Origin of the sequence: Alkalicoccobacillus murimartini (assembly GCF_030813245.1) — a bacterium.
Taxonomy (GTDB): Bacteria; Bacillota; Bacilli; order Bacillales; family Bacillaceae_D; genus Alkalicoccobacillus; species Alkalicoccobacillus murimartini.
The window spans coordinates 889,663-914,955 of record NZ_JAUSUA010000001.1 but is presented as its reverse complement, the minus strand read 5'-3'; the positions used below and the strand labels follow the sequence as shown (position 1 = coordinate 914,955).

27 protein-coding genes and 1 riboswitch are annotated in these 25,293 nt (G+C 39.7%); of the genes, 21 read left to right on the top strand and 6 right to left on the bottom strand.

Annotated elements, in window-relative coordinates:
- The first annotated feature begins 74 nt into the window (after positions 1-74).
- Genes qoxA through qoxD form a run of 4 tightly spaced genes read left to right on the top strand, consistent with a single transcriptional unit; the run spans position 75 to position 3,987 of the window.
- On the top strand, positions 75-1,058 hold the full coding sequence (gene qoxA / locus J2S05_RS04910; protein ID WP_370873602.1) for a cytochrome aa3 quinol oxidase subunit II: 984 nt from the start codon (positions 75-77) through the stop codon (positions 1,056-1,058).
- A 37-nt stretch (positions 1,059-1,095) separates the two neighbouring features.
- Complete coding sequence (qoxB, locus tag J2S05_RS04905) at positions 1,096-3,042, top strand: cytochrome aa3 quinol oxidase subunit I (protein WP_306980417.1); 1,947 nt, start codon at positions 1,096-1,098, stop codon at positions 3,040-3,042.
- The gene (gene qoxC / locus J2S05_RS04900) at positions 3,043-3,660 is read left to right on the top strand and encodes a cytochrome aa3 quinol oxidase subunit III (protein ID WP_306980415.1); all 618 of its coding nucleotides are present in this window, start codon (positions 3,043-3,045) and stop codon (positions 3,658-3,660) included. It abuts the gene before it with no gap.
- A complete protein-coding gene (gene qoxD, locus J2S05_RS04895; RefSeq protein ID WP_306980413.1) occupies positions 3,661-3,987 on the top strand; it encodes a cytochrome aa3 quinol oxidase subunit IV in 327 nt (108 codons plus the stop codon).
- 57 nt (positions 3,988-4,044) lie between these two features.
- Here qoxD and J2S05_RS04890 read toward each other — a convergent pair whose 3' ends face one another.
- Positions 4,045-4,323 (bottom strand): spore morphogenesis/germination protein YwcE, encoded by a 279-nt coding sequence (locus tag J2S05_RS04890; protein ID WP_306980411.1) that lies wholly within the window; start codon positions 4,321-4,323, stop codon positions 4,045-4,047.
- A gap of 252 nt (positions 4,324-4,575) precedes the next feature.
- Between J2S05_RS04890 and J2S05_RS04885 the strand changes: the two genes are divergently transcribed.
- The 3 genes from J2S05_RS04885 (at position 4,576) to J2S05_RS04875 (ending at position 7,748) form a co-directional block, all read left to right on the top strand.
- Positions 4,576-5,910 (top strand): S8 family peptidase, encoded by a 1,335-nt coding sequence (locus tag J2S05_RS04885; protein ID WP_306980409.1) that lies wholly within the window; start codon positions 4,576-4,578, stop codon positions 5,908-5,910.
- A gap of 61 nt (positions 5,911-5,971) precedes the next feature.
- On the top strand, positions 5,972-6,247 hold the full coding sequence (locus tag J2S05_RS04880) for an acylphosphatase (RefSeq protein ID WP_306980407.1): 276 nt from the start codon (positions 5,972-5,974) through the stop codon (positions 6,245-6,247).
- Positions 6,248-6,395: 148 nt separating this feature from the next.
- Positions 6,396-7,748 (top strand): alanine/glycine:cation symporter family protein, encoded by a 1,353-nt coding sequence (locus tag J2S05_RS04875; protein ID WP_306980405.1) that lies wholly within the window; start codon positions 6,396-6,398, stop codon positions 7,746-7,748.
- A 49-nt stretch (positions 7,749-7,797) separates the two neighbouring features.
- Here J2S05_RS04875 and J2S05_RS04870 read toward each other — a convergent pair whose 3' ends face one another.
- On the bottom strand, positions 7,798-9,027 hold the full coding sequence (locus J2S05_RS04870; protein ID WP_306980403.1) for an aminopeptidase: 1,230 nt from the start codon (positions 9,025-9,027) through the stop codon (positions 7,798-7,800).
- 146 nt (positions 9,028-9,173) lie between these two features.
- Positions 9,174-9,217, top strand: a riboswitch (PreQ1 riboswitch).
- Between the two features lie 93 nt (positions 9,218-9,310).
- On the opposite strand from J2S05_RS04870, the gene queC reads away from it, so the two are divergent.
- From queC to J2S05_RS04830, 8 genes are all read left to right on the top strand, one after another.
- Positions 9,311-9,967, top strand: coding sequence for a 7-cyano-7-deazaguanine synthase QueC (gene queC / locus J2S05_RS04865; protein WP_306981103.1), 657 nt, complete (start codon positions 9,311-9,313; stop codon positions 9,965-9,967).
- Between the two features lie 5 nt (positions 9,968-9,972).
- Positions 9,973-10,398, top strand: a complete 426-nt coding sequence (queD, locus tag J2S05_RS04860) for a 6-carboxytetrahydropterin synthase QueD (protein ID WP_306980402.1) — start codon at positions 9,973-9,975, stop codon at positions 10,396-10,398.
- Complete coding sequence (gene queE / locus J2S05_RS04855; RefSeq protein WP_306980400.1) at positions 10,395-11,105, top strand: 7-carboxy-7-deazaguanine synthase QueE; 711 nt, start codon at positions 10,395-10,397, stop codon at positions 11,103-11,105. The genes queD and queE overlap by 4 nt, the downstream gene beginning before the upstream one ends.
- A gap of 12 nt (positions 11,106-11,117) precedes the next feature.
- Positions 11,118-11,615: a preQ(1) synthase gene (queF, locus tag J2S05_RS04850; RefSeq protein WP_306980398.1), complete on the top strand. Its 498-nt coding sequence runs from the start codon at positions 11,118-11,120 to the stop codon at positions 11,613-11,615.
- A 625-nt stretch (positions 11,616-12,240) separates the two neighbouring features.
- A complete protein-coding gene (locus tag J2S05_RS04845; protein ID WP_306980396.1) occupies positions 12,241-13,464 on the top strand; it encodes an RtcB family protein in 1,224 nt (407 codons plus the stop codon).
- A 79-nt stretch (positions 13,465-13,543) separates the two neighbouring features.
- Positions 13,544-14,437, top strand: a complete 894-nt coding sequence (gene thyA / locus J2S05_RS04840) for a thymidylate synthase (protein ID WP_306980394.1) — start codon at positions 13,544-13,546, stop codon at positions 14,435-14,437.
- Between the two features lie 114 nt (positions 14,438-14,551).
- Complete coding sequence (locus J2S05_RS04835) at positions 14,552-14,734, top strand: hypothetical protein (RefSeq protein ID WP_306980393.1); 183 nt, start codon at positions 14,552-14,554, stop codon at positions 14,732-14,734.
- 119 nt (positions 14,735-14,853) lie between these two features.
- Positions 14,854-15,156 (top strand): RNA polymerase sigma factor, encoded by a 303-nt coding sequence (locus J2S05_RS04830; protein WP_306980391.1) that lies wholly within the window; start codon positions 14,854-14,856, stop codon positions 15,154-15,156.
- Positions 15,157-15,194: 38 nt separating this feature from the next.
- Here the strand turns inward: J2S05_RS04830 and J2S05_RS04825 are convergent, their stop codons facing one another.
- Both J2S05_RS04825 and J2S05_RS04820 read right to left on the bottom strand, forming a co-directional pair.
- Positions 15,195-16,175, bottom strand: coding sequence for an ABC transporter substrate-binding protein (locus tag J2S05_RS04825; protein ID WP_306980389.1), 981 nt, complete (start codon positions 16,173-16,175; stop codon positions 15,195-15,197).
- A gap of 133 nt (positions 16,176-16,308) precedes the next feature.
- Positions 16,309-17,133, bottom strand: a complete 825-nt coding sequence (locus J2S05_RS04820) for an aldo/keto reductase (RefSeq protein ID WP_306980386.1) — start codon at positions 17,131-17,133, stop codon at positions 16,309-16,311.
- A 155-nt stretch (positions 17,134-17,288) separates the two neighbouring features.
- Here J2S05_RS04820 and J2S05_RS04815 point away from each other — a divergent pair, with 155 nt between their 5' ends.
- On the top strand, positions 17,289-18,812 hold the full coding sequence (locus J2S05_RS04815; RefSeq protein ID WP_306980384.1) for a sensor domain-containing diguanylate cyclase: 1,524 nt from the start codon (positions 17,289-17,291) through the stop codon (positions 18,810-18,812).
- 40 nt (positions 18,813-18,852) lie between these two features.
- Positions 18,853-19,032 (top strand): hypothetical protein, encoded by a 180-nt coding sequence (locus J2S05_RS04810; protein ID WP_306980382.1) that lies wholly within the window; start codon positions 18,853-18,855, stop codon positions 19,030-19,032.
- Positions 19,033-19,074: 42 nt separating this feature from the next.
- Here J2S05_RS04810 and J2S05_RS04805 read toward each other — a convergent pair whose 3' ends face one another.
- Positions 19,075-19,686 (bottom strand): lytic transglycosylase domain-containing protein, encoded by a 612-nt coding sequence (locus J2S05_RS04805; protein ID WP_306980380.1) that lies wholly within the window; start codon positions 19,684-19,686, stop codon positions 19,075-19,077.
- A gap of 149 nt (positions 19,687-19,835) precedes the next feature.
- Here J2S05_RS04805 and J2S05_RS04800 point away from each other — a divergent pair, with 149 nt between their 5' ends.
- Entirely contained in the window at positions 19,836-20,834 is a 999-nt protein-coding gene (locus tag J2S05_RS04800) for a class I SAM-dependent methyltransferase (RefSeq protein ID WP_306980378.1), read from the top strand.
- Here the strand turns inward: J2S05_RS04800 and J2S05_RS04795 are convergent.
- Positions 20,821-21,051 (bottom strand): hypothetical protein, encoded by a 231-nt coding sequence (locus J2S05_RS04795; RefSeq protein ID WP_306980377.1) that lies wholly within the window; start codon positions 21,049-21,051, stop codon positions 20,821-20,823. The two genes, J2S05_RS04800 and J2S05_RS04795, sit on opposite strands and share 14 nt — an antisense overlap.
- A 144-nt stretch (positions 21,052-21,195) precedes the next feature.
- Between J2S05_RS04795 and J2S05_RS04790 the strand changes: the two genes are divergently transcribed.
- The 3 genes from J2S05_RS04790 (at position 21,196) to J2S05_RS04780 (ending at position 25,284) form a co-directional block, all read left to right on the top strand.
- Positions 21,196-21,828, top strand: a complete 633-nt coding sequence (locus J2S05_RS04790) for a nitroreductase family protein (protein WP_306981100.1) — start codon at positions 21,196-21,198, stop codon at positions 21,826-21,828.
- Positions 21,829-21,882: 54 nt separating this feature from the next.
- Positions 21,883-22,176: a hypothetical protein gene (locus J2S05_RS04785; RefSeq protein WP_306980375.1), complete on the top strand. Its 294-nt coding sequence runs from the start codon at positions 21,883-21,885 to the stop codon at positions 22,174-22,176.
- Positions 22,177-22,443: 267 nt separating this feature from the next.
- A complete protein-coding gene (locus J2S05_RS04780) occupies positions 22,444-25,284 on the top strand; it encodes a 2-oxoglutarate dehydrogenase E1 component (protein WP_306980373.1) in 2,841 nt (946 codons plus the stop codon).
- Positions 25,285-25,293 lie beyond the last annotated feature (9 nt).

Here is a 25,293-nt window from a genome sequence, read left to right as displayed (position 1 = left end):
TAGGATATAAGCAATGAAAGGTATGTTCAAGGGTTCACAAAAAAGTAATATGCAATTACGTCTTAGAAAGAAGGGTGATACCTTTGCTGAAAAATGGAAAGTCTCTTAAATGGCTGGCGTTCCTTGCGTTAAGCCTCTTTTTGAGCGGATGTGGAAATATGAGTGTGCTAGATCCAAAAGGACCGGTTGCTTCATCACAAGCTTGGTTAATTTGGTTCTCGATCGCATTCATGCTGTTAATTGTTCTAGTAGTATTTATCCTACTAACAGTTATCTTAGTGAAATACAGAGATCGTGAAGATCATAAAGGTTATCAGCCTGACATCGAAGGAAGTCACAAGCTGGAAATTATATGGACGATCATACCTGTCATTATCGTTATTATTCTTTCTGTACCAACCATTATGACCATCTTTGAATTAGAGGAAGCACCTGCTGCTACTGCGCACAAAGAGCCTGTTGTTGTGCATGCGACGAGTGTAAACTGGAAATGGATCTTTAGTTATCCAGAGGAAGGACTCGAAACCGTTAACTATCTAAACATTCCTACGGATCGTCCAATTCTGTTTAAACTAACGTCTGCAGATTCAATGGCTGCACTTTGGATTCCTCAGCTTGGAGGACAAAAGTACAACATGGCTGGAATGGAAACACAACTTTATCTTCAAGCTGATCATGTTGGCACCTATGATGGCCGTAATGCCAACTATACAGGTGAAGGCTTTGCTGACCAGACATTTGATGTGAATGCGATGGAGCAAAGCGATTATGATGCTTGGGTTACAGAGCAACAAGAAAATGCACCTGAGCTAACGGAAGATGAGTACGACAAATTAATGGTTCCTGGATCTGCATCAGAAATGACATTTAGTTCAACACATTTGGATTGGGTGGATCATGCAACAAATGCAGAATATGCAATTCATGCTTGGGAACGTATGGGGTATGAACCTCTAAACCCACATTCCCGTGCTGGTAAAGCTTATGAAATGCCAGAGCTGACACAATCTGAATCTGGAGAGATAGAAGGATTTGAAAGCCAAACAGCTACTGAATAGCATGTAAGGTACTTTCAAATGAAAGGGGACGCTACTTTTGAAATGGGATGAATTTATTATCACTGGAGATCCGCTAATACTAGGCGCCCAAATCTCCATCCTGATTTCTGGAATTGGGGCAGTATTCGTGCTCACGTATTTCAAGAAATGGAAATGGCTTTGGGATGAATGGATCACAAGTGTTGACCATAAAAAACTAGGGATTATGTATATTTTAATTGCGCTTCTGATGTTCTTCAGAGGTGGTATAGATGCCTTAATGATGCGGACGCAGTTAGCCGCACCAAATATGACATTCCTTGATTCACTGCATTACAATGAAATCTTTACAACACACGGAACGATCATGATTATTTTTATGGCGATGCCGTTTCTAATTGGTTTAATGAACGTCATCATTCCCTTGCAAATCGGGGCACGTGATGTAGCATTCCCATTCTTAAACAACTTAAGTTTTTGGACATTTGTTATTGGTATGGGCTTGTTCAATATTTCATTCATCATAGGTGGGTCACCATCTGCAGGGTGGACCAGTTATATGCCACTTGCATCAAACGAATTGAACCCAGGACCAGGTCAAAACTACTACCTGCTTGGACTACAAATTTCAGGTATTGGTACACTCGCAACAGGTATCAATATGATGGTTACAATCTTTAAGATGCGTGCTAAAGGCATGAAATTAATGATGATGCCGATGTTCACATGGACAACATTAATTACATCAATGATTATTGTTCTTGCATTCCCAGTACTTACCGTGGCTCTTGCTGAAATGACTTTTGACCGCTTATTCGGTACTCATTTCTTTAACTTAACCAACGGTGGTATGCCAATGCTTTGGGCAAACTTATTCTGGATTTGGGGTCACCCTGAAGTGTATATTGTTGCATTACCTGCATTCGGTATATTTTCAGAAATCATTTCTACATTCTCGAAGAAACGTTTGTTTGGTTATAACGCGATGGTATACTCAATTGTTGCCATTTCCGTTCTAAGTTTCTTAGTATGGGTGCATCACTTCTTTACAATGGGTGCAGGCGCTATAGTAAACTCGTTCTTCTCGATTACAACGATGGCGATTTCCATTCCGACAGGTGTTAAGATCTTTAACTGGCTCTTAACCTTGCATAAAGGTCGTATTAGTTTTACAACACCAATGCTTTGGTCACTTGCGTTTATACCGAACTTTGTAATTGGTGGGGTAACTGGGGTTATGCTAGCCATGGCTGCAGCTGACTATCAGTACCACAATACGTATTTCTTGGTTTCTCACTTTCATTACGTATTAATTGCGGCTACCGTTTTTGCCTGCTTTGCTGGGTTGATTTACTGGTATCCAAAAATGTTTGGTCACAAATTAAACGAACGTATCGGAAAATGGTTCTTCTGGATCTTTATTGCAGGGTTCAACATCTGTTTCTTCCCGCAATATTTCCTAGGCCTTGACGGTATGCCTCGTCGTATTAATATTTATGGAGTTGAAGATGGCTGGTTTGCATTAAACTTCATCTCTACAGTTGGTGCCTTCATTATGGGTCTTGCTTTTATCATTTTCGTTTACAACATCTACTACAGTTTCCGTTACTCTCCAAGAGAAACAACGGGCGACCCGTGGGATGGACGTACACTTGAGTGGGCAACTTCTTCTGCGATTCCTCCGCACTATAATTTTGCGAAGGTACCAGAGGTTAACTCAATGGATCCTTTCTGGAAAATGAAAGAAGATGGTATTGATCCAAATAAAATAGAGAAGTATGAAAAAATCCACATGCCTAATAATACCGCCTTGCCATTTGTCATGTCCTCCTTCATGTTCTTCGCTGGATTTGGTCTAGTGTTTGAATGGTTCTGGATGGGGATAGTTGGCGGAATTGGAATCTTTGCTTGTATGGCATTCCGTTCGTTTGACTACAACGATGGTCATTATGTAAGTGTGGAAGAAATAGAAGAAACTGAAAAACGTGCAAGGGAGGCGAAGTAAATGGCACATGCTGAAGATGCGGAATATGCCAATGAACCGCTTGAGTTTCAATCATCAGAGGGACGGAATAACATTCTCGGCTTCTGGATCTTTATTGGAGCAGAATTTGCCCTTTTTGCTACCCTGTTTGCAACGTACTTTGTACTCGTAAACCGAACAGCTGGCGGAATTACAGCTGAGCATTTATTTGAGTTAGATCTTGTGCTAATCATGACATTTTTGCTTTTAACGAGTAGTTTCACGTGTGGCCTAGCTATTCATGCGATGCGTGCCAATAAGATAAAACAATTGATTATATGGTTGGCCATTACTTTAGTACTTGGACTCGGTTTTGTTGGATTTGAGATCTATGAGTTTTGGCATTATGCACATGAAGGCGCAACGTTATCTACAAGTGCTTTCTGGTCTGCTTTCTTTGTTCTATTAGGTACACACGGACTTCACGTATCTGTAGGGATTGGTTGGATCTTCTTATTGTTAATTCAAGTAAAACGCCGTGGGTTAACTCCTCGTACAACATCAAAGATCTTTATTTCAAGTCTATACTGGCACTTCTTAGACGTTATTTGGATCTTTATCTTTACGGGTGTATACCTAATGGGTATGGGGGGATTGTAGATGAGTCAGAATCATTCAGAATCAACTAAATCTCACACACCGTGGACACATATTATCGGATTTATAGGGTCTATCGTACTGACATTGTTCGCAGTATGGATTGCACTTTACACAGATCTTTCCTCACTAATGAAAATTATTATTATATTCGTGTTTGCCTTTGTGCAAGCAGGTGTACAATTACTAATGTTTATGCACATTCGTGAAGGAAAAGATGGAATTACACAGTTAGGACATACTGTGTTTGCAATTTTTATTGCTGTTGTGATTGTTATTGGTTCCGTTTTTGTTTTACAATTTGGAATTCACCTTCCGCAACATCAGTAATAAAACAGAAAGAAGCCGCACCGTTTTTGAAAACGGAGCGGCTTCTTTTGTTTGGTGTCAGACTAAACGTTTTGAATTACGCAGTAACCGTTTTTGTTTGAAAAGAGGCATACCGTACAATACAATAGCTGCATAATGAGCAAGCATGACATTAACAGCAAACGTAACGATAAATGTAGCTTCTATCCAGATTGACGGACTAATAATATAGATTGAGCCAAGAATCCACATGAGGAAGATTCCAGGTATACTTGCGACGGCAATCTTATGATGCTCTAACCATAGAAATAGTGGAGTTGCACTTGCTACAAACATATAGAAAAAGAAAATTCCCATTTTAGCTCATCTCCTCAGAAATTTTGCATTTGCATTATTATATGAACATTACGTGTCAAAGTTGTGTCTTTTTTGTGATATTTTTAGTATACCCCATAACTCTTCATTTGAAAACCCTTACATTCAGAAATTTTTCCTTTTAATCCTTTTCTATACGTCTGCCTTTTATTCTTTAAACTAGGACAATGATCCTATCCGTCACTATGAATCATCATAAGGTATAGTGTGTGGCGAATAGGGTGGGGGTTAAATATGTTTCATTATTCAATGGTTAAATTGGTTCGGAGTCATTCGGAAAAACTAGATAAACCATTGCGAGAAGCCATAATAAGCTTATACAAACCATTTCGATTTACACCTTGTTTTATCCATCAATTTCTTGAAAAAAGAATGAAAAAAAAGCGAAAACTCTCAGTTATTATTGAGTTTAAAAAAACACCAAATATATTTAGCTCATTTGTCGTCGAACAATTACTAGAGGGTAGTCGCTATTGTCGGGTTAATAATAAATTTGCCGCCATTTCGTGTTGTAGCGCAAGTATTACCCCAGAACGATTAGAGTTTATACTCATTCACTGCAATGAAATCAAACGCGTTTATTTAAATAGAACGATTAAGGCTTTAAGCAACCATTGGATTAATAGTAAGTTTGAAAGTAATAGAACAACTGATGACGAACGTCTAACAGGCAAAGGTGTGACAGTTGCTGTTATCGATACAGGAGTTTACCTTCATGAAGATTTAGAAGGAAGAGTGCGGGACTTCGTTGATTTTATTAACCAGCGTACCAAAGCGTACGATGATAATGGACATGGAACTCATTGTGCAGGAAATGTGGCAGGAAATGGTTCAATGTCAAATGGTGATTATAAAGGTGTTGCTATAGAGGCTGAAATTATTGGTGTGAAGGTACTAGACCGAACAGGGACAGGGACGCTTGAGTCGATTATTCAGGGAGTAGACTGGTGTATCAAATATAATCAAATTCATCCAGATCGTCCGATTGATATTATTTCGATGTCTCTTGGAACCCATGCACTAAAGTATAAGAATGAGCAAGAAGATCCTGTTGTTCGAATGGTCGAAGAAGCCTGGATGAGTGGGATCACAGTTGTGACAGCAGCTGGAAATGATGGTCCAGATGCGTATACCATAGCGAGTCCTGGAGTAAGCGATAAAATCATTACAGTTGGAGCTTTGGACTCTGATCACCAATCGGATGGCCTCTTAAATACAGCGGCATTTTCAAGTAGAGGTCCAACCATCTACGGAAAAGCCAAACCTGATATTTTGGCACCAGGGGTCAATAGTATCTCTTTACGCTCACCAGGATCCATGGTCGATCGGACACAAAAATCAAACAGGATAAAAAAACATTATACAAAAATGTCTGGCACATCTATGTCCACCCCTCTTTGTGCGGGGGCTGCGGCACTATTAATACAAAATGATCGTACATTATCACCAAATGAGATTAAAAAACTTCTAATGCAAGAAACGCTTAGTTCAGATAGAGATCAAGAATCAGCGCAAGGTCCTGTTCATCTAGATATAGCAAAATCACTATACGATATCAGTTTAAAATAAGTTTAATTTCTCTAAAATGAGGTCAAACATAGAAAAAGGACTTTATTATGGAGGAGTTTACATGAAAAATAGATATCATTTAATTATAGAAGGTAAAGTGCAAGGGGTTGGATTTCGTTATTTTACTCAAGAACAAGCGACTCGGTTTGGACTAGTGGGTTGGGTTCGTAACCTTGATAATGGAACGGTTGAAGTGGAAGTAGAAGGTGATGAGGATAAAATGGAACCATTTTTTGACGCACTTAAAACAAAAAATCGATTTGCTAGAGTTGATCAAGTTCACCTTCAATTAGTAGAGAATTTACGATTTGAAGCAGAGTTTGTTTTTACACAGTAGAGAGGATCCTTTTTGGATCTCTCTTTTTTTTTGGAGGATATTCATTGTTCTTGTCGAATTATATGACAAACATGTTGACTGGAGGGTGGGAAATAATTAGACTAAGATCTTATAGATAAAGATGTTGTTGAGATGAGAGGAGAATTGGATGGACTGGTTTAGTCAATTAGTTGGTGTCATTGGAGATATTGTTTGGGGTCCTGCTACCTTATTATTAATCGTTGGGACAGGTATTCTACTAACTGTGAGATTAGGTTTTCTACAAATTTTCCAGCTTCCATATGCATTAAAGCTTGTATTTACAAAATCAGATAAAAATAAAGATGAAGAGGGAGACATCTCTCACTTTCAATCGCTAATGACAGCGATGGCCGCGACTCTTGGTATTGGTAATATGGCGGGTGTTGCTTCAGCTGTTTTATTAGGTGGAATTGGTGCAATATTCTGGATGTGGGCTGCCGCTTTTTTTGGAATGGCGACCAAATATGCAGAGGCCATTTTAGCCGTGAAGTATCGAGTAGTTAACGAAAAGGGCGAGATTTCGGGTGGCCCGATGTATTACATAGAAAAAGGATTAGGTTGGAAATGGCTAGCCGTCTTATTTGCTTTATTTGGCTTCCTTGCATCATTTGGGATTGGAAATATGACTCAAGTTAACACTGTAGCTGGCGCACTTAACTCAACCTTTGGTGTGACTCCTTGGGTGACGGGGATTGTGTTAGCTGTATTAACCGGCCTTGTTTTATTAGGCGGCATTAAAAGCATCGGGAAATTCGCTTCTGTAATTGTGCCGTTTATGGCCATCTTTTATCTTCTGGGTGGTTTAATCATTATTGTTATGAACTTCACTTTAGTCCCAGAGGCCTTTGCTATGATTTTTAAAGCAGCATTTAGTGGAGAAGCGGCAGCTGGTGGTGCCATTGGTACGGCAATCCGTTATGGAGTTGCGAGAGGGGTGTTCTCGAACGAAGCTGGACTTGGCTCTGCTCCTATTGCGGCAGCAGCAGCTAAAACAGATTATCCAGGACGTCAGGCTCTCGTTTCTATGACTGGAACATTTTTAGATACGATGATAGTTTGTACCATTACAGGGCTTGTGATTGTGATGAGTATCATGCAATTTGGATTAGGCGATGCGGATCAAGATGTTTTAACAGGCGCTGCCTTTGAATCTTTCCTTCCTGGTTATGGAAGCTTAATCGTTACAATTGGGATTATCTTCTTTGCGTACACAACCGTTCTGGGTTGGTCGTATTATGGGGAAAAGTGTTTTGGCTACTTATTCGGAGATCGGAATGCGTATATTTACCGTTCCATCTATGTCATTGTCGTCTTTATTGGAGCAGTCGCTCACCTGGAGATTGTCTGGAATATTGCCGACATCTTTAATGCTCTAATGGCTATCCCTAACTTAATTGGACTCCTATTCTTATCTGGAGTTGTCGTAAGTGAAACGAGAAAATTTCAGGAATTTAGACGTGGAGAGCGTTTGGAACCATAACGCAACAAAAAAACAGCACCTGCCTAGGCGGGTGCTGTTTTTATTTTGTTTAGATAGCCCAGTTTCCGTTACGGAACACAGGCACACGGCTACCATCTTCTTGAATTCCATCGATATCCATAGTGGCTGATCCAACCATGAAGTCAACGTGAGTTTGGCTTGTGTTAATACCATTTTTCTCAAGCTCTTCATTGGACATTTCTTTACCACCTTCAATATTAAAGGCGTAAGCACTACCAATCGCTAAATGATTTGACGCATTTTCATCAAAAAGCGTATTGAAGAAAATAATATTTGTATCCGAAATAGGTGACTTATGAGGCACGAGGGCAACTTCACCAATGTAACGAGAGTTCTCGTCATTTTCAAGTAAGCGATCTAACGTTTCTTGGCCTTTTTTTGCGGATGCTTCAATAATTTTTCCATCTTTAAAGGTTAACTTGAAATCTTCAATCAGAGATCCGCCATAACTAAGTGGCTTTGTACTTGTTACATGTCCGTTTACTCCTGTTTTCTTCGCCGCCGTAAAGACTTCCTCTGTAGGCATATTTGCGACGAAATCAACGCCACCCTTACTAATGCTTCCACCTGATACCCAAAGATGTGTTTCTGGTAACTCAATCGTTAAGTCTGTACCTTCTGCTGTGTAATGAAGGGCTTGGAAATGATGTTTATTTAAAATCTCCATTTTCTCATCGAGAGTTGCGAGATGATCTTTCCATGCGGCTACAGGATCAGCTTGATCGATACGTGTGGCAGCAAAAATAGCATTCCATAGCTTTTCAACTGCTGCTTCGCCTTTTTCTTCAGGGAAAACAGTCTCCGCCCAACCAACTGATGGTACAGCAACAATGGACCAGCTGACCTTATCAGATGTAATATAGTTTCTGAAACCATTAAGTGCTGCACCAGCTGCTTTATTGGCATTCGCAATACGCTCAGGATCTACGCCTTTAAGTAGGTCTGGGTCTGTACCTGTAATGCTAAGGAAAGCAGAACCTTTCTCAGCTTCTTCTTCTAATCCTTTTGCACGCCACTCGGGGTATGTATGGAAGGATTCATCCGGTGCTAGCTTATATTTGAGCTTAGCGATCTCTTCATCAGACCATTCAACCTCAACATGACCAGCTCCAGCTTCATATGCTTTCTTGGCAACAATTCGAACAAAATCTGCTGCAAATAATGGGGTACGAACCACTAGGGTTTGACCTGGCTGAATGTTCACGCCAACTTTAACAGCAAGTTCTGCATATTTTTCTACTTGATTTACAAAAGACATAAAAAGCCTCCTCATTTTGGGCAAACTGAATTTATATTCTCTCCTATATTACCAAGTTTTACGCAAAGTGAAAAGAATAGCTGATCGCCGTACGTTATGGTACACTATTGGATGAATAAAAAAGATAAAGGATGCCATCTTCATAGGCATAAGAGGTTCGCGAACTCCCTCTATAAAAAACTAACGGTAAACTGTGTTCAGTTCTTTAACCGAGCCAGTTTTTTTCCTGTGTATGGGGTTACGAATGCTCTTTTCCCTTAAGCAAAGGAGAAATGAGTGCATGATAAAAGAAGAAAAGGCCGTAGTTGTATTTAGCGGCGGACAAGATAGTACAACTTGTTTATTTTGGGCATTAAAAGAATTTAAAGAGGTCCATACAGTGACCTTTGATTATGGTCAGCGTCATTCTGAGGAAATTGAATGTGCACGAGAGATAGCCGCAGAACTTGGTGTATCCTTTCATGTACTTGATATGAGCTTAATTAATCAATTATCCGCGAACGCGTTAACTCGCTCTGACATTGAAGTGGGTGTTGGAGAAGAAGGGGAACTGCCATCTACATTCGTAGCCGGACGTAACCATCTATTTCTTTCATTTGCTGCTGTTTATGCACGTGAAATGGGAGCTCGTCACCTAATCACGGGTGTATGCGAGACGGACTTTAGCGGATACCCAGATTGTCGTGATGTGTTTATTAAGTCGTTGAATGTGACATTAAATCTAGCTATGGATGAACAATTTGTTATTCATACACCACTTATGTGGTTAAACAAAGAGCAAACGTGGGAGTTGGCTGATCAACTAGACGCGCTTTCCTTTGTTCAAGAAAAAACATTAACCTGTTATCACGGAATTCGTGGTGGCGGCTGTGGCGAATGTCCTTCTTGTATCCTAAGAAGAAATGGCTTAGATGCTTATCTTCGTCGGAAGGAGGCGTAAGCATAATGCTTCAGCAGTTTTACCCACAGGTTTCACATTCCTATACTTTTGAACTAAATAAAGATATGCATCTGGCTGCTGCTCATTACATTGATGATGAACGAGCTGGAGATTGTCGGAATATGCACGGTCATACGTATTTTATTAACCTGACAATTGCCGGAGACGAGCTGGATGAGCTTGGTTTTTTAGTTGACTTTAAAAGACTCAAAACCATCGTTCACAAACGCTACGATCACACCTTATTAAATGATCATCAAGAGTTTGCCAGTCGTCCCCCAACTACAGAAGAGGTCGCTCGTCAAATTGGACTAGCTGTTCAGGCTGAGTTGGACTCAATGGATAATAAACCCGTTTGTTTGCAGGTGCTTGTTCGCGAAACACCAACAAGCTATGTCGTGTACCGTCCAAAGCCAGGTGAAAGCACATGAGCAAGATCCCTGTAATGGAGATATTCGGTCCAACAATTCAAGGAGAAGGCATGGTCATCGGCAAAAAAACAATGTTTGTCCGCACGGGTGGCTGTGATTATAAATGCTCTTGGTGCGACTCAAGCTTTACATGGGATGGGACGGGTTCAAGCACATCGATGACAGCTGAAGAGATTGTGTCTGACCTGCAAAAAATAGGTGGCGATCAATTTTCTCATGTGACGATTTCAGGTGGAAACCCTGCTTTGCATAAGGGGATAGGCGAGTTAGTAGATCAGCTTTCGTTTTTAGGGATTGAAACAGCTGTAGAAACACAAGGGACCTTTTGGAAGGATTGGTTAACAGACATAACGGATGTAACCATTTCACCTAAGCCACCTAGTTCAGGTATGACAACTGACTTTGCAAAACTAGATGTGTTCTATGAGCGACTTTCAAAAGAACAAACGAGCTTAAAGGTTGTTGTATTTGATGATGTGGATTTTGCTTATGCAGAAGACATTCATTCACGCTATCCAGAATTTCCGTTTTATTTACAGGTTGGAAATGAGGATGCGACAACAACGAATGATCAAGCACTGGTTTCTGATCTATTAGAGAAGTACGAATGGCTGATTGATAAGGCCGTTGCTTCAAAAACAATGAACAAGGCCCGAGTATTGCCGCAACTTCACACATTGGTTTGGGGTAATAAACGTGGTGTCTAAGGAGAGAGCATAATGAGTGGAAGACAGAAGGACGAGCTTGAGGGAGTAACGCTACTCGGTAACCAAGGAACAAAATACGAGGTTGAATATAACCCAGGCATTTTAGAAGTATTCGAGAACCAACATCCAAACCGGGACTATTTTGTAAAATTTAATTGTCCGGAATTTACGTCACTGTGCCCAATTACAGGGCAACCAGACTTTGCGGCCATCTATATCAGTTACATTCCTGATGTGAAAATGGTTGAAAGTAAGTCGTTAAAGCTCTATTTATTCAGCTTTAGAAATCATGGAGATTTTCACGAAGACTGCATGAACAAGATTATGAACGATTTAATTGAGCTTATGGACCCTCGTTACATTGAAGTATGGGGCAAGTTCACTCCACGTGGCGGCATCAGCATTGATCCATACTGCAACTACGGAAAAACAGGCACGAAGTTTGAGCAGATTGCAGATCATCGATTGATGAACCACGATCTATATCCGGAGAAGATTGATAATCGCTAGTTAGCATGTACGTATTTAAGATAAAGTTTAATCCGACCACTGGAAGGTACGATGCCAGTGGTCGGATTTTTTGTTTGGTATGAAATAAGTAGTAAGATTAATGAATCAGTACAATGTCCAGCGTGCTGTAAGTTAGTCTCTTCGATTCCGCTCCCGAAATTGGGGGCACGCTTACCGCGGGCAGACGCTGAACTAAACTGGCTTTGCCAGTTCATTTCACCCTGTCTGTACTTCCCGCAGGTGTCGGCCCTCCAATTTCGTCCGCTTATTACTCTGTATGTATTTATTTAAACCTCAAATTCGCAAGATTTCTAAAGCGTATAAAGAGTTAGATTAAGTATTCGTGAAGTTTGTAACACGTATCAATTAGAATAACTCATACTAGCGTAATCAGAATCCTGAGACTCCCGCGGAAAGCGAAGGGTTCTGATGGAGCGGTTGCTTTAGAAACTATTATTGATCTATTTTGTTGATCGTAATAGAGTAATTGTCTTAGTCATCATAGCAATGTTTTTGTCCTTGCTCGATCCTGCACAATAGTTGGGAGAAGCAATGAGAAATAGTAGCTTTAATTAATGTTATTTTATGGTATGATCTTTAAAAACAAATTGTTTGAGGTGATTGGATGTATCAAGACATTCGTTCTGTGCGAGTGTGGGGAAGTCCACTTGATAGTGCGGTGGATCAGGCTGTGACGTGTGCAAGTCATGGTCGTGTGGTTCAAAGCTTATTAATGGCAGACCATCATAAAGGCTATAGTCAGCCAGTAGGTGGAGTGATGGTGTATGATGGTCAGATCTCTCCTTCTGGAGTTGGTTATGACATTGGCTGTGGAAACAAAGCGGTTCGGACAGATTTAACATTAAAAGATATTAAACGGAAGCTTCCTAAAATCATGGATGAGATCGCGCGAACGATCTCGTTTGGCATCGGGAGACAGAATCAAGAATTGGTGGATCACGAACTATTTGATGATCCAGCTTGGCACGTGTTTGATGAGATTGATGGTACAACAAGAGAGACATTTAAGCAGCTAGCTCAAAGGCAACTGGGTACTGTAGGTAGTGGCAATCACTTTGTTGATTTGTTTGTGGAAGAAGTAACAAATCAAATTTGGATTGCAAATCATTTTGGTAGTCGAGGATTTGGACATAAAACAGCAAGTGGTTTTCTAAATCTAGCGAAAGGCAAAGCCTTTCATGATAAGGTCGGTGGCGAAAAAATGGAAGATGTGCCGACGTTATTTGAGCTTGATTCAGATGTAGGAGACATGTATTTTAAGGCGATGACATTAGCAGGCCAGTACGCGTATGCAGGGCGTGATTATGTGATTGATAAAGTCCTTGATATCTTAAAAGCTGATGTTACATTTTCTGTTCACAACCACCACAACTTCGCCTGGAAGGAAACACATCATGGTAAAGACGTCGTTGTTGTACGAAAAGGTGCCACTCCAAACGCTCCAGGGCAGTGGGGTTTCATTGGTGGAAGCATGGGTGATGAGTCAGTCATTGTTCAAGGAAAAGAAACAGAGGAAAATAAGGCAGCCTTCTATAGCACTGTCCATGGAGCTGGCCGAACCATGAGCCGAACACAGGCTGCGGGAAAAATGAACTGGAAAACAAAGCAACGAAAAGGTGGAGAGATTTCACCTACGCGAATGAATGACGCTTTAAAGTCTTACGGAGTGGAACTTCGTGGCGGTGGAACAGACGAAAGTCCATTTGTGTATAAGAAACTTAAAACCGTGCTAAAGGCACACAATGAAACACTTGATATCAAACATGTTCTTCGCCCAATTGGTGTTTGTATGGCAGGTGCCAATGAGTTTGACCCTTACAAAGATTAGGGACTTCTAAGTATTCACTCTATAAGAATCTCTCCATTTGCGATATACTGAGGAGAGATTTTTTTAGGAGTGAAGAACATTGAATGAAGCAGATCGTCAGTACAAACAAATTATAGATAAGATTTCTCATGAGGGATATAGCAATCAAGATGAGCAAGTACGCACGGTTTGGAAGGATGGACAGCCAGCCTATACCAAGTCGATCATATCTGAATCTATGCGTTTTACTAATAAAGAGTTACCCATCTTAACGACTAAAAAAGTAGCCTGGAAAACGGCTATTCGAGAGCTGCTTTGGATTTGGCAAAAAAAATCAAATCAAGTAGAAGAGCTTCGGCAAATGAATGTGAAGATCTGGAATGAGTGGGAGCAAGAGGACGGAACGATCGGAAAAGCATATGGCTATCAATTAGCTAAAAGAAATCGTCAGTATCCGATCCAAAAGCTAAAGACAAACTTATTGGACCCAAAAAATAATACCGTCTCAGGGGATACGATGTTACTTGATCAAGTGGATTATTTAATTCAAGAGCTTGTGAATAATCCATCTTCGCGCAGACATATTACGATGCTCTGGAACCCCGATGAGCTTGATGAGATGTCATTGACTCCATGTGTATACGAGACACAGTGGCATGTGAAAGCGGGGAAACTTCATCTTGAAGTTCGTTGCCGTTCCAACGATATGGGGTTGGGGAATCCGTTTAATGTCTTCCAATATAATGTTTTACAACGAATGATTGCACAAGTGACTGGTTACGAGCTGGGTGAGTATATCTTTCATATTGGAGACGCACATATCTATGAGCGTCACATTGAGCCGTTAGAAGAACAAGTAAATCGAGAATCTTATCCTGCACCTGTACTCTCAATCAACCCGGAGATCACATCCTTTTATGATTTTAGCATTGACGATTTTAGCCTGAACGACTATCAACATGGTGATAAGGTAGCGATGGAGATTGCGATCTAATCATAAAAAGCCTGTTCTCTACTAGAGAACAGGCTTTTTATGTAAAAACTAATTGGTGATGGAAATGGATGTACGTTATACTTGTCATAAATACATGGTGAAAGGGGATCACTCATGACTGAAACAGAATTGAAGCTTGAAAAAATGCAAAGAGAGATTGATGAATTGAAAAAGGAGGTAGAGGAGCTACAAGCTGGCAGCTATGTTGAAGAAAATTCAAGTGGCTATGAATGGTATTGGATCATTGTGCCTATTATGGCTCTCTCTATTCCAATCATAGCGATCTTATTTGGCTGAATGATATTTTTTTTATGACTTTAGGCTTACTTTTCTTTTAAATCGGGTATGTAGGTTATATCAAGCATCATCCGTGCCATTTTGTTATACATAAGATGGCCAAGAGGGGTAAACCACTTATGATTGAAACGAACCAAACACTTTGTAATCGCATACGAGCAAAGGATCCTAAAGCCCTAGAGCAGCTTTATGTGGAAAATGAACATGCCTTATATCGTTTTATTTACCGTACCATTAAAAATAAAGCACAAACGGAGGATATCATACATTTTTTATTTAAAAGGTTATGGAAAGAAACACCGCATCTACCGAATCAGACCTATCGTCAGTGGTTATATTCCACTGCACGCCAGCATGTCATTGTCCATTTAAAAGAAAAACAAATTCACACGGTCGCAAACAATGAACGTTTGCTTTCTTAACAAAAAACAATCATCCATATGGACGATTGTTTTTTTGTTTATTTTGTCAAGATTTCTTTTGCTTCTTGAACGGTTTGTGTATGTGCTTGAATCCCTGTATACAACCAAGAAGAATCTCTAGATACATCATAGACATGGTCTTCCTGAACGGCTGGTACATTTGCCCAAACAGGATCTTCTAAAATTTCTTCGACTGAACTTTCCGCGCTATTAATAAGAATGAGATGATCTGCATCCATCTCAGCAAGGGCTTCTAAAGTCACTTCGTTCCACTGTGCAACATTATCCTCAGGAAGGTTAGCAATGACATTAGCAGGAGTCAATTCAAGATCTTCAAACAAGGTTGCGCCACTGGATTGTGATGGAGATACAACATAATAAGTATCTGCAACATACCAAATGGCCGCTACTTTCTCATCTCCAATAGATGCTTGTAAATCCTCTTTTGTTTCATCTACCAAGGCCTCATAGTCAGCTAATGCTTGATCGGCCTCTTCTGATTTTCCAAGTAAATCTCCAATTTCTGCAAGAGCTTTGCGCCAGTCATTTGTGATCTCATCACCTAATACATAGGTAGGAGCAATCTGGTTGTATTGATCATACAAACCTGACTCTACTTGGGTTTCATCATTAATGAGTATTAAGTCTGGTTCAAAGCTAGCTACCTCTTCAGGTGGAAGATCAGATGTAATCGGAGGAACCCCTTCAAGTAGATCTTGAAGATACGCTTGAGTACCGTTTGCTACAGACCACTGTGCAACAGGTGTTTCACCAAGGGTGACAAGATAGTCCTCTAGGTAAGAGCCTAGAATTCGCTCTGGATTCTCTGGAATCTCCACTTCATTGCCCATGGCATCAGTGACAACACGTGGTCCTTCCGTTTCTTCCGTTTCTTCTGAAGGTGTGTTTTCTGTTGTCTGGTCTTCCTCATTAGCGTTTCCGCATGCTGCTAGTGAGAACATAGTTGTGACAGATAATGCTGCAACAGCATATTTTTTATAAGTACGTATTTTTTTCAATGTATTTCCCCCTGAATCGTTGTCTATGAACTACTCTTATATAATAATGATATTCATTATCAAAAGCAAATTATTTCTCATATACAAAGTAAAAAAACCGAAGCCAAACGGCATCGGTTTTTTCATTTTATTATTAACGCTTGTCCATGTCGTTCGGATGAGCGCCACGTCTAGTTCCATTATCAAGTGCATTAATTTTGTTTTGTTCTTCATCAGTTAGCTTAAAATCAAACACATCAAAGTTTTCTTGTATGCGAGACGGAGTGACTGATTTAGGAATGACAATAGAGCCACTCTGAATGTGCCAGCGTAATACAACTTGTGCAGGTGTTTTATCATGAGCTTTGGCAATGTCCACGACAGTGGAATCATTTAGTACATCTCCACCTTGCATAAGCGGGCTCCAAGCTTCTACAAAAATATCATGCTTCGCACAGAAATCTTTTAGTTCATTTTGAGCGAGGTAAGGATGACATTCAATTTGGTTTAAAACGGGTACTACTTCACACTCATCTAACAGCCGTTGTAAGTGTTCAATTTCAAAGTTACATACGCCAATGGCTTTCACGCGACCTTCTTTATAAAGGGTCTCTAACGCCTTATATGTATCAACATAGTTGTTGTACATCGGAGTAGGCCAGTGAATTAAATAGAGATCAACATAATCAAGACCGAGACGCTCCAAACTTTCATCAAACGCTTTAATCGTTGCATCGTAGCCTTGGTCACTATTCCATACCTTGGTTGTAATAAATAGGTCAGAACGTTCGACTGTTGACGCGCTAAGTGCTTGGCCAACCCCTTTTTCATTTTTGTAAATCATCGCCGTATCGATTGAACGATAGCCAACCTCAAGAGCATTTTTAACTGCGGGTGCTGCTTCTTCATCAGGAACCTGCCATACACCAAAACCTAGTTGAGGCATTTTTAATCCGTTATTTAATGTCACAAACTCCATTGAATCCAACCCCTTTTAACAAGATGTGATACGTGTTAACTATATCACGTGTAAAGATTGGAATTCGACTAATATGCATAGAAGTCTTTTCCTTCTTCTACAAAGGTTTGCGTACAGTGCCGATAATATAGATAAAATAATGAGAGGGTAAACAGATGATCCAATCTATTATTCATTCCATCTGTCGTCTACTTCGCATATCTTATAAGAGTTCAGCTAATCGATCTCACATTAATCGACTGTTTAAGGCTGAGGATATGGCGTTAGCCTATTCTAGATTACATATAATTTGCTGGGGAATCATCATGGTCTCACCAATCTATCTTTTTATGGATATAAAGTTATATGGTGAAGTAGGGGATTCAAAAGCATTCTGGCGATTGACAGCTATCCACATGATCAGTCTTGTCACAGCTTTAGTATTTGTAGTAGCTAAACGATTACTCCGAAATCCAAGCTCTCATTTTTATCATCGTTCGATTTGTTCGGTTATCTTATACGGATATGTAGGCTTATATCTAGTAATAGGAGCTGTAGGCTCTATTAATAGCCAGGGTATATCGGCAAATGTAGATTCGTATATCGTCATTATGATGGGCGTAGCTACGGTTTTTGCTCTCCATCCATTACTATTTAGTATAATGGCTCTTTTCATCCATACCGTGTTTATGATTTTGCTATATCAAGTAGACTTAACGGGGGCTAGCATCTTAATTAAACAAATTAATACAACGGCCGCAGTGGGCATTTCCATCTTGGTTGTGACGATGTATTATTTCTACCGTAAGAATAACTTTATAAGAGAAAAAGATTTAAGGGAAAGTGAAACGAATTTTAGAAGTCTGTTTGAAGTAAATCCCTACCCATTACTAATGATAGGCGCTGAAAACACAAGGGTACGTTTAGTGAATAAACAAGCGCTACAAGTATTTGGTGGAGAAGCTCAAGAGGCGATTCGTAACATAGAGCGTTATCTGTCCAAACAAGAAATGATCGAATTTATACAAAAAGTAAAACGAGAAGGAGCTTGTAAAGATTACATCGTTGCTGATCTCTTATCAGGAGGAAAGAAACGCTGGCTTTTAATAAATGGCGAGTTCGTGGATTTTAATCAGGAATCCAGTGTATTGATTGGTTTTTCAGACATAACGCACTTAAAAGAGACAGAAGAAGACTTACTAATTCACGCATCTAGAGATAGTTTAACAGGCTGTTATAATCGTAGAACTGGAATGAACGTTCTTCAAGAATTGATACAAGAAGCAAAATCACCAGGTTTAGTTATTTGCTTTATTGATATAAATAATCTTAAATCTGTGAATGATCAGTATGGCCATTCGGAAGGAGACCAGCTCATCCAAACAATGTGTCAAATCATTGAGATGCTCCGTGATCCGCAGGATGTGTTTTTCCGTTATGGGGGAGATGAGTTTGTTTTAGTTTTTAGTCAATGTAGTCTGGAGCAAGGGAAGCAGAAGTGGCAGCAGATTCATGAAGCGTTAGATAGACTGAATCATGTAAGTGACCGTGCGTATCTAGTTTCTGTCAGTTGTGGATTTTCCTTTTTTGAACAAGGGATGCATGATACAATAGATGAACTAATCCTTAAAGCTGACAAACATATGTATATCAACAAAAAAATGATGAAGACTCATCTAATCTCATCTAATCTCATCTAATCTCACCTAATGAAACTAGCAATGAAAAGAGAGGGTTCTTGTGAAACGACTTTTTGTAGCATTGATATGTACGGCTGTACTAAGTGGATGTAGTTTTCTAGAATTAGAGGATCAAGATTCACCGCTCAAGCCTACTCAAATAAAGCGTGAACCCTCATATATTGAACCGATTGAAATTGAAGAGCAGCAAGAAGAAGCTGTCTATACGAACCAACACTAAAAAGGACCCGCTGCGTGCATGCGGGTCCTTTTCTTATGAACATTATTCTTTATCGAGAGGAATGGTAATTAACTCATAATCTTCATTGTATGCGTTGTAATAACCCATTACTTCATTAACGTAGTCATCGCTTCTATTGTAGGAGAATAAAGCTCCTTCTAAATCACCATTTGACGCACCATGGTCTGCTAGAAACGCTGCTGCAGCATAAGTAGCGTCGTAGATGTCAAAAGGGTCGGCCACACCATTACCATTAACATCTATTCCATAGCCGTTATGCTCATCTATTAATTCTACATCTGTAATATCAACATCATCATCAAGCTCTCCTACATCGCCCCCTGGATGAGACCAACCTACCCACGTTCTAGGCATAAATTGAAAATGACCTAATGCACCAACAGGACTTTCCATTGGGTCCATTGTTGAGAAAATGGTTTCTACTCGGTGTACAGATGCAAGTAATTGCCATGGGATATCATATTCATCTGCGGCTTCTTGATAGACATTTATATACTTTTCGGGGATTTGATGTTCGCCAATCACAGTTTTATAAGTGAATTGTCTCACTTGACTATTATCATTAAATAAAAAGATAAATAATCCAATCAAAACAACGATTCCCGAAAGAACGATCACAACTAGTTTTTTCATAGTGCAGACATCCTTAATGAACAAATTAATAGAAATTGAATTCTTATTATATCGTTTCACTTCACAGAAGAAAAGCGACAATTCAGCAACGGTTTCAAATACACGTAGTTTGGGAATGGAAAGATACGACGAAACGGGATGCGACTGAGATGGGAGAGAGAAAATTGTTAAAAGAATATAAGCGACTTTGGCAGGCAAGGAAATGGATGAAGAAGAATGAACCCTTTCTTCAAGCTTGGCATGCACATTTAGGATATAGTCTGGATTTATTTAAAACGTTTCAAGTGCCGAATACGCCACAAATGATTGCAGAGAGATATGGATATCGCTTAGATCTACTCGAACGATGGGTAGAAGTAGGGGTTGCTTTAGGACATTTAAAAGAAAAAAGAGGGGGCAAAGTACAGGCGAAAAAATCGATGGTTACATACTTATCAAAAGACAGTGATCAAAATGTAGGCGTTTTGTTAAAGGAAATGATGGAATTGCATATTCCAACCATGCTTACATATCGTAATTTATTACAAGGTACTGAAGTGAAAATATTAGAAGAAGATATTGGATATACCGTTGCCGAAACATCAGGTTTACTTGAGTCTGTTATGTTTCCAAAGATTGCTGATGTGGTTAAAAAACAAAAAGTCAAAAGTGTACTTGATGTGGGCTGCGGACATGGGGGGTATCTCCATCGATTGCATCAAAAATTCCCTGATATCAAAGTAAATGGAATAGAATCCAACAAAGAAGTACAAAAGCTGGCACTTAAAGAAGCAAAAGGCACAAATATTTCCATTATTGAAGCAGATTTTATGAACTATGTAGATCAAGATCAGTATGATCTTTTGATGATGAACAACTTGCTCTATTATTTCACTTTTGAGGACCGCTTAAGGCTCTTTAAACGAGCTCGTAAATTGCTTCAGCCTAAAGGTCATTTGTTAATTATGTCTCCGTTAGCCCGTTCAAAACACGGTCAACGATTTGCATCTGGATTTAACAGTTTTATGTCGGCGCATGAAGATATGTATCCTGTTCCAACTCAGAAGGAATTAACTTCTTATGCAAAACAGTCTGGGTTTAGTCTGGTTACCTGTACACCCGTCATCCGTGAAGGTGGTTGGTATATTTTAGTCTTTAAGAAGAAGTAAGTTCGCTCTCGATTGCCTTAAGTAATTTATCGTATTCAGAAGGATGGACGAATAATTCTTTTTGCCATGAATGCTTGATCCAGTCAAGAACATCGGCTCCATTTGAGAAGGTACGTCCACTTGTATCTTCTGTTCGTATAGCATATCGTCCGTTGACGGTATCAACAATGACAAGGCAAGGGCTGTTTGAGGCATGCATTTGTAAGCTTTGTTCCATATTAATCCCTCCACTTCATCAAACAGTATCACCGAAGATTGAGTTTTTATGCACTCATTATGCCAATTGTTTTACTTGGATTGGCCCTTTAACGTATAATAGTGTCAGAATAAAAGAAAAGATGAATAAAAGGAGTGGAACACCATCAATATCCAAGAAGATTTAGGCTTATTCCAAACAATTGAAGAGAGACACTCAGTGAAGAAATATGATCCTGAGGCTAAGATTAGTAGGGACGAACTTGAAGAGATTTTAGATGCAGCTAACAAAGCACCATCTTCTTGGAATCTTCAACACTGGAAATTTTTTGTGATAGATGACCCGAAAAGACAAGAAGAACTATTACCGATTGCCTTTAATCAGCAACAAATTGTCGACTCATCCGCAGTGATTGCGGTGTTAGGCGATCTTGAAGCGAATAAAGAAGCGGACTCAGTCAATCAGTCTGCTGTAGAGGCGGGATTCATGACTGAAGAAGTCAAAAATCTACTAGTCAATCAAATTAACAAAGCGTATGAAAGAAATGAATTAGTCGGTCATAATCAAGCGTTAATGAATGCGTCACTTGCATCAATGAACTTAATGCTTGCAGCAAAAGCTAAAGGATATGACACATGTCCTATGGGAGGCTTTAATGCTGAAAAATTCCAAGAAGATTTTAATGTACCTGCTCGTTATAAACCGATTATGCTCATTTCTTTAGGAAAAGCCTTGCATCCTGCACACCGTTCTTCTAGAAAACCTCTATCTGAAAAAGTGGTCTACAACAAATTTTAATTGTACATGGGGCCTTTATAGGGTCCTGTTTTTGTGTGGAGGGAGACAACATTCATGATCGACATATTATTTGAACGTTCTTCAGAACAAACAATAGTCACAATGACCGAACAACAGCGTAAGAGAGTGGGGCAATGGACTCACATTGAAGTAGACTTGGTATTCAAACCTGATGAGGAGCTTATTGCTGACTTAAATATGTCAGCACGATTGATTCTAAATAAAGAGTACGAGCCATTACACGTTCTATTACTTGAAGAAGGCTCTGAAAGTACTTTATATCAATTGACTCAAAAAGAGAAAGATCAAATCATTCAGTGGTATCAAACCAAACAGATTCGATATTGAGTGATAATATTGAATCTTTTTGACTAACCAACTACATATAGGTTTAAAACCTATCAATTCAAGGGCATAGGTAAAAGAAAGACTAGATTTTATGTATGAAAAGGCGTACAATTTTAGTGGTTCTTGCAATGATGATGCTAATTTACAACAAATTTCGTGATTTCTTTGAGTGCTCACGAGAATCGTGGTAAACTATCTGTGTAAGCGTTGCACTATTTATATTTTAATGACAATAGAAGAAAAGTTTCTTAGGGGGTTATTTATCACATGTCCAGCAAGGAGAATAACCAGGAAGCGCCTTGGAAGGGATTTCATGGTCCTAACCTTGGTGTTGTGATCGAATTGTATGAAGAATATCTGAATGATGCGAACTCAGTGGATCCAGAACTGCGTGAGAAATTTGACCTTTGGGGCCCGCCTCCATCACAAATAGATTCTGCACAAAATGGGCAGAACACGACAGGTACTAATCTTGATCCGGACATGATGACAAAAGTAGTAAGTGCCGTCCGACTTGCTGATATGATTCGAGCAAAAGGACATTTGGTTTCAAATATTAATCCTATTCTACAATCAGAATTAAGTGACGAATTTATAAGTTTAGAGCGCTTTCAACTTACAAAAGAGGATTTAATTCGAATTCCGGTTCACCTTTTAATGAAACACGCTCCTTCTCACGTTCGAAACGGATATGAAGTTATTGAACTTCTAAAAGACCGTTATACAAATACAACAGCGTTTGAGTTTGAACATGTACAGGATGAAGAAGAGAGAATTTGGCTTCGGAATGCTGTAGAGACAGGTGAATTCGCCGAGGACTTATCAACTTCGAGTAAAAAAGCGTTGTTGCAACGTTTAACAGAAGTTGAAGGCTTTGAAAAATTTATTCACCGTACATTTGTTGGCCAAAAACGTTTTTCAATTGAGGGCTTGGATACAATGGTTCCTATGCTCGACGAATCAATTGAAAAATCGGTTAATATAGGAACAGAAAATATTTTAATAGGTATGGCACATAGAGGACGCCTAAATGTGTTAGCACATACTTTAGGAAAGCCTTATCACATGATTTTCTCTGAGTTTTTACAAGCTCCTAAAGAAAGTACAGCACCTACAGAGGGCTCAGAAGATTTAAATTATGGTTGGACAGGCGATGTAAAATATCACCTTGGTGCCAATCGTACGATAGAGAAGGATCAAAACTCTGCAACGATTACGTTAGCAAATAACCCAAGTCATTTAGAGTTTGTTAGCCCTATTGTTGAAGGTTTTGCCCGTGCAGCGCAAGAAGATCGTTCTAGTAAAGGGCTTCCTAAACAGGACGAATCAAAAGCACTGGCCATCTTAATTCATGGAGACGCGGCTTTTCCTGGACAAGGTGTTGTGACAGAGACTCTTAACCTAAGCCGATTGAACGGATACCGAATCGGTGGCAGTCTGCATATCATTGCAAACAATAACATTGGTTATACAACGGAAATCTTTGACTCTAGGTCAACTACATATGCAAGTGACCCTGCAAAAGGGTTTGAGATTCCAATAGTCCATGTTAACGCGGATGATGCGGAAGCCTGTGTGAAGGCAGCAAGGCTAGCTATTGAATATAGAAAACGCTTCAAAAAAGATTTCCTTATTGATCTGATCGGGTACCGTAGATATGGTCATAACGAAGGAGACGAGCCTGCTGTAACTCAACCTGTGCTGTATGACGAGATTCGCAAGCATCCAACTGTGCGAGCGCTTTATGCACAACAGCTTGAAGAAGAACAAACGGTAAAGGCTGATTATGGAGACAAGTTAGATCAAGAGCAAGCTGACAAACTTCAAGAGGAGTATGACCAGGTTTCCAATAAAAAATCAGAGAATAAGCAAGAACTAGCTCCACCTGATTTTATTGTGAACGGTCTACCTAAAGTGAAGACACAAGTTGACCTAGATCGATTGAAATCTATTAATGAGCAACTCTTGAAATGGCCTGAAGAATTTAAGCCGAATCAAAAGCTAGAAAAGATTCTTCACCGTCGCTTAGATGCTTTTTCCGAAAAAGGAGCATTAGATTGGGGCTTAGGTGAATATCTTGCTTTCGCAACTATTATTGCTGATGGAACGCCAATTCGTTTAACTGGACAGGATACGGAGCGTGGAACGTTTGCTCACAGACATGCTGTCTTGCATGATCGTGAGACGAATAAAACTTTTACGCCTCTTCACGAATTTGAAGATGCTGCAGCCTCATTCTCGGTCTATAATTCGCCATTGTCAGAACAGGCAGCGGTAGGATATGAATACGGCTATAATGTCTTTTCTCCTGAGACACTTGTGCTTTGGGAAGCTCAATTTGGAGACTTTACAAATGGCGCACAGGTTATTTTAGATCAATGGGTATCTGCCGCACGTGCAAAGTGGGGTCAAAAATCAGGATTAGTACTATTGCTTCCACATGGTTACGAAGGAATGGGACCTGAGCATTCAAGTGCGAGATTAGAGCGTTTCTTACAGATGGCAGCTGAGAATAACTGGACTGTGGCTAACTGTACGTCAGCATCACAGTATTTCCATATTCTTCGTCGTCAAGCTGCGATTTTGCAGAAAAATGCTGTTCGTCCATTAATCATTATGACTCCTAAGAGTTTACTGCGTAACAAAGCAGCTTCTTCTAAACCTGTTGAGTTCACTGAAGGTGAATTTAATCCTGTGTTTGAGCATTCAAACTTAGGGACAGATGCAGAAAAGGTACAACGAGTTGTGTTGTGCAGTGGAAAAATTGGAGTAGAGCTAGATGACTATGTAAACAAAAACAAAGAAGAAGATCTCAGCTGGATTCACATTGCACGAGTGGAAGAATTATATCCATTCCCTCGTCGTTTGATTAGAGAATTGCTCCAACGTTTCCCTAATCTGCAAGAAGTGAAATGGGTTCAAGAAGAGCCGAAAAATATGGGAGCTTGGACGTTTATGGAAACACGTATACTCGAAATTCTGCCTGAAGAGGTAGAACTGAGCTATATCGGAAGAACGTATCGTTCTAGTCCCGCTGAGGGCGTATCATCTGCACACAAAACAGAACAATCACGCATCGTAAACGAGACTTTTACTCGTAAAAACTAAGGAGGCCAT

Coding starts and splice junctions, on each gene's coding strand:
- queF (WP_306980398.1), top strand. CDS start 11,118: ATGAGTGGAAGACAGAAGGACGAGCTTGAGGGAGTAACGCTACTCGGT.
- J2S05_RS04820 (WP_306980386.1), bottom strand. CDS start 17,133: ATGGAGTTTGTGACATTAAATAACGGATTAAAAATGCCTCAACTAGGT.
- J2S05_RS04805 (WP_306980380.1), bottom strand. CDS start 19,686: ATGAAAAAACTAGTTGTGATCGTTCTTTCGGGAATCGTTGTTTTGATT.
- qoxC (WP_306980415.1), top strand. CDS start 3,043: ATGGCACATGCTGAAGATGCGGAATATGCCAATGAACCGCTTGAGTTT.
- J2S05_RS04875 (WP_306980405.1), top strand. CDS start 6,396: ATGGACTGGTTTAGTCAATTAGTTGGTGTCATTGGAGATATTGTTTGG.
- J2S05_RS04785 (WP_306980375.1), top strand. CDS start 21,883: ATGATCGACATATTATTTGAACGTTCTTCAGAACAAACAATAGTCACA.
- qoxD (WP_306980413.1), top strand. CDS start 3,661: ATGAGTCAGAATCATTCAGAATCAACTAAATCTCACACACCGTGGACA.
- J2S05_RS04800 (WP_306980378.1), top strand. CDS start 19,836: ATGGGAGAGAGAAAATTGTTAAAAGAATATAAGCGACTTTGGCAGGCA.
- J2S05_RS04795 (WP_306980377.1), bottom strand. CDS start 21,051: ATGGAACAAAGCTTACAAATGCATGCCTCAAACAGCCCTTGCCTTGTC.
- J2S05_RS04880 (WP_306980407.1), top strand. CDS start 5,972: ATGAAAAATAGATATCATTTAATTATAGAAGGTAAAGTGCAAGGGGTT.
- J2S05_RS04830 (WP_306980391.1), top strand. CDS start 14,854: ATGATTGAAACGAACCAAACACTTTGTAATCGCATACGAGCAAAGGAT.
- J2S05_RS04835 (WP_306980393.1), top strand. CDS start 14,552: ATGACTGAAACAGAATTGAAGCTTGAAAAAATGCAAAGAGAGATTGAT.
- J2S05_RS04890 (WP_306980411.1), bottom strand. CDS start 4,323: ATGGGAATTTTCTTTTTCTATATGTTTGTAGCAAGTGCAACTCCACTA.
- queE (WP_306980400.1), top strand. CDS start 10,395: ATGAGCAAGATCCCTGTAATGGAGATATTCGGTCCAACAATTCAAGGA.
- J2S05_RS04845 (WP_306980396.1), top strand. CDS start 12,241: ATGTATCAAGACATTCGTTCTGTGCGAGTGTGGGGAAGTCCACTTGAT.
- J2S05_RS04780 (WP_306980373.1), top strand. CDS start 22,444: ATGTCCAGCAAGGAGAATAACCAGGAAGCGCCTTGGAAGGGATTTCAT.
- J2S05_RS04870 (WP_306980403.1), bottom strand. CDS start 9,027: ATGTCTTTTGTAAATCAAGTAGAAAAATATGCAGAACTTGCTGTTAAA.
- queD (WP_306980402.1), top strand. CDS start 9,973: ATGCTTCAGCAGTTTTACCCACAGGTTTCACATTCCTATACTTTTGAA.
- J2S05_RS04885 (WP_306980409.1), top strand. CDS start 4,576: ATGTTTCATTATTCAATGGTTAAATTGGTTCGGAGTCATTCGGAAAAA.
- J2S05_RS04815 (WP_306980384.1), top strand. CDS start 17,289: ATGATCCAATCTATTATTCATTCCATCTGTCGTCTACTTCGCATATCT.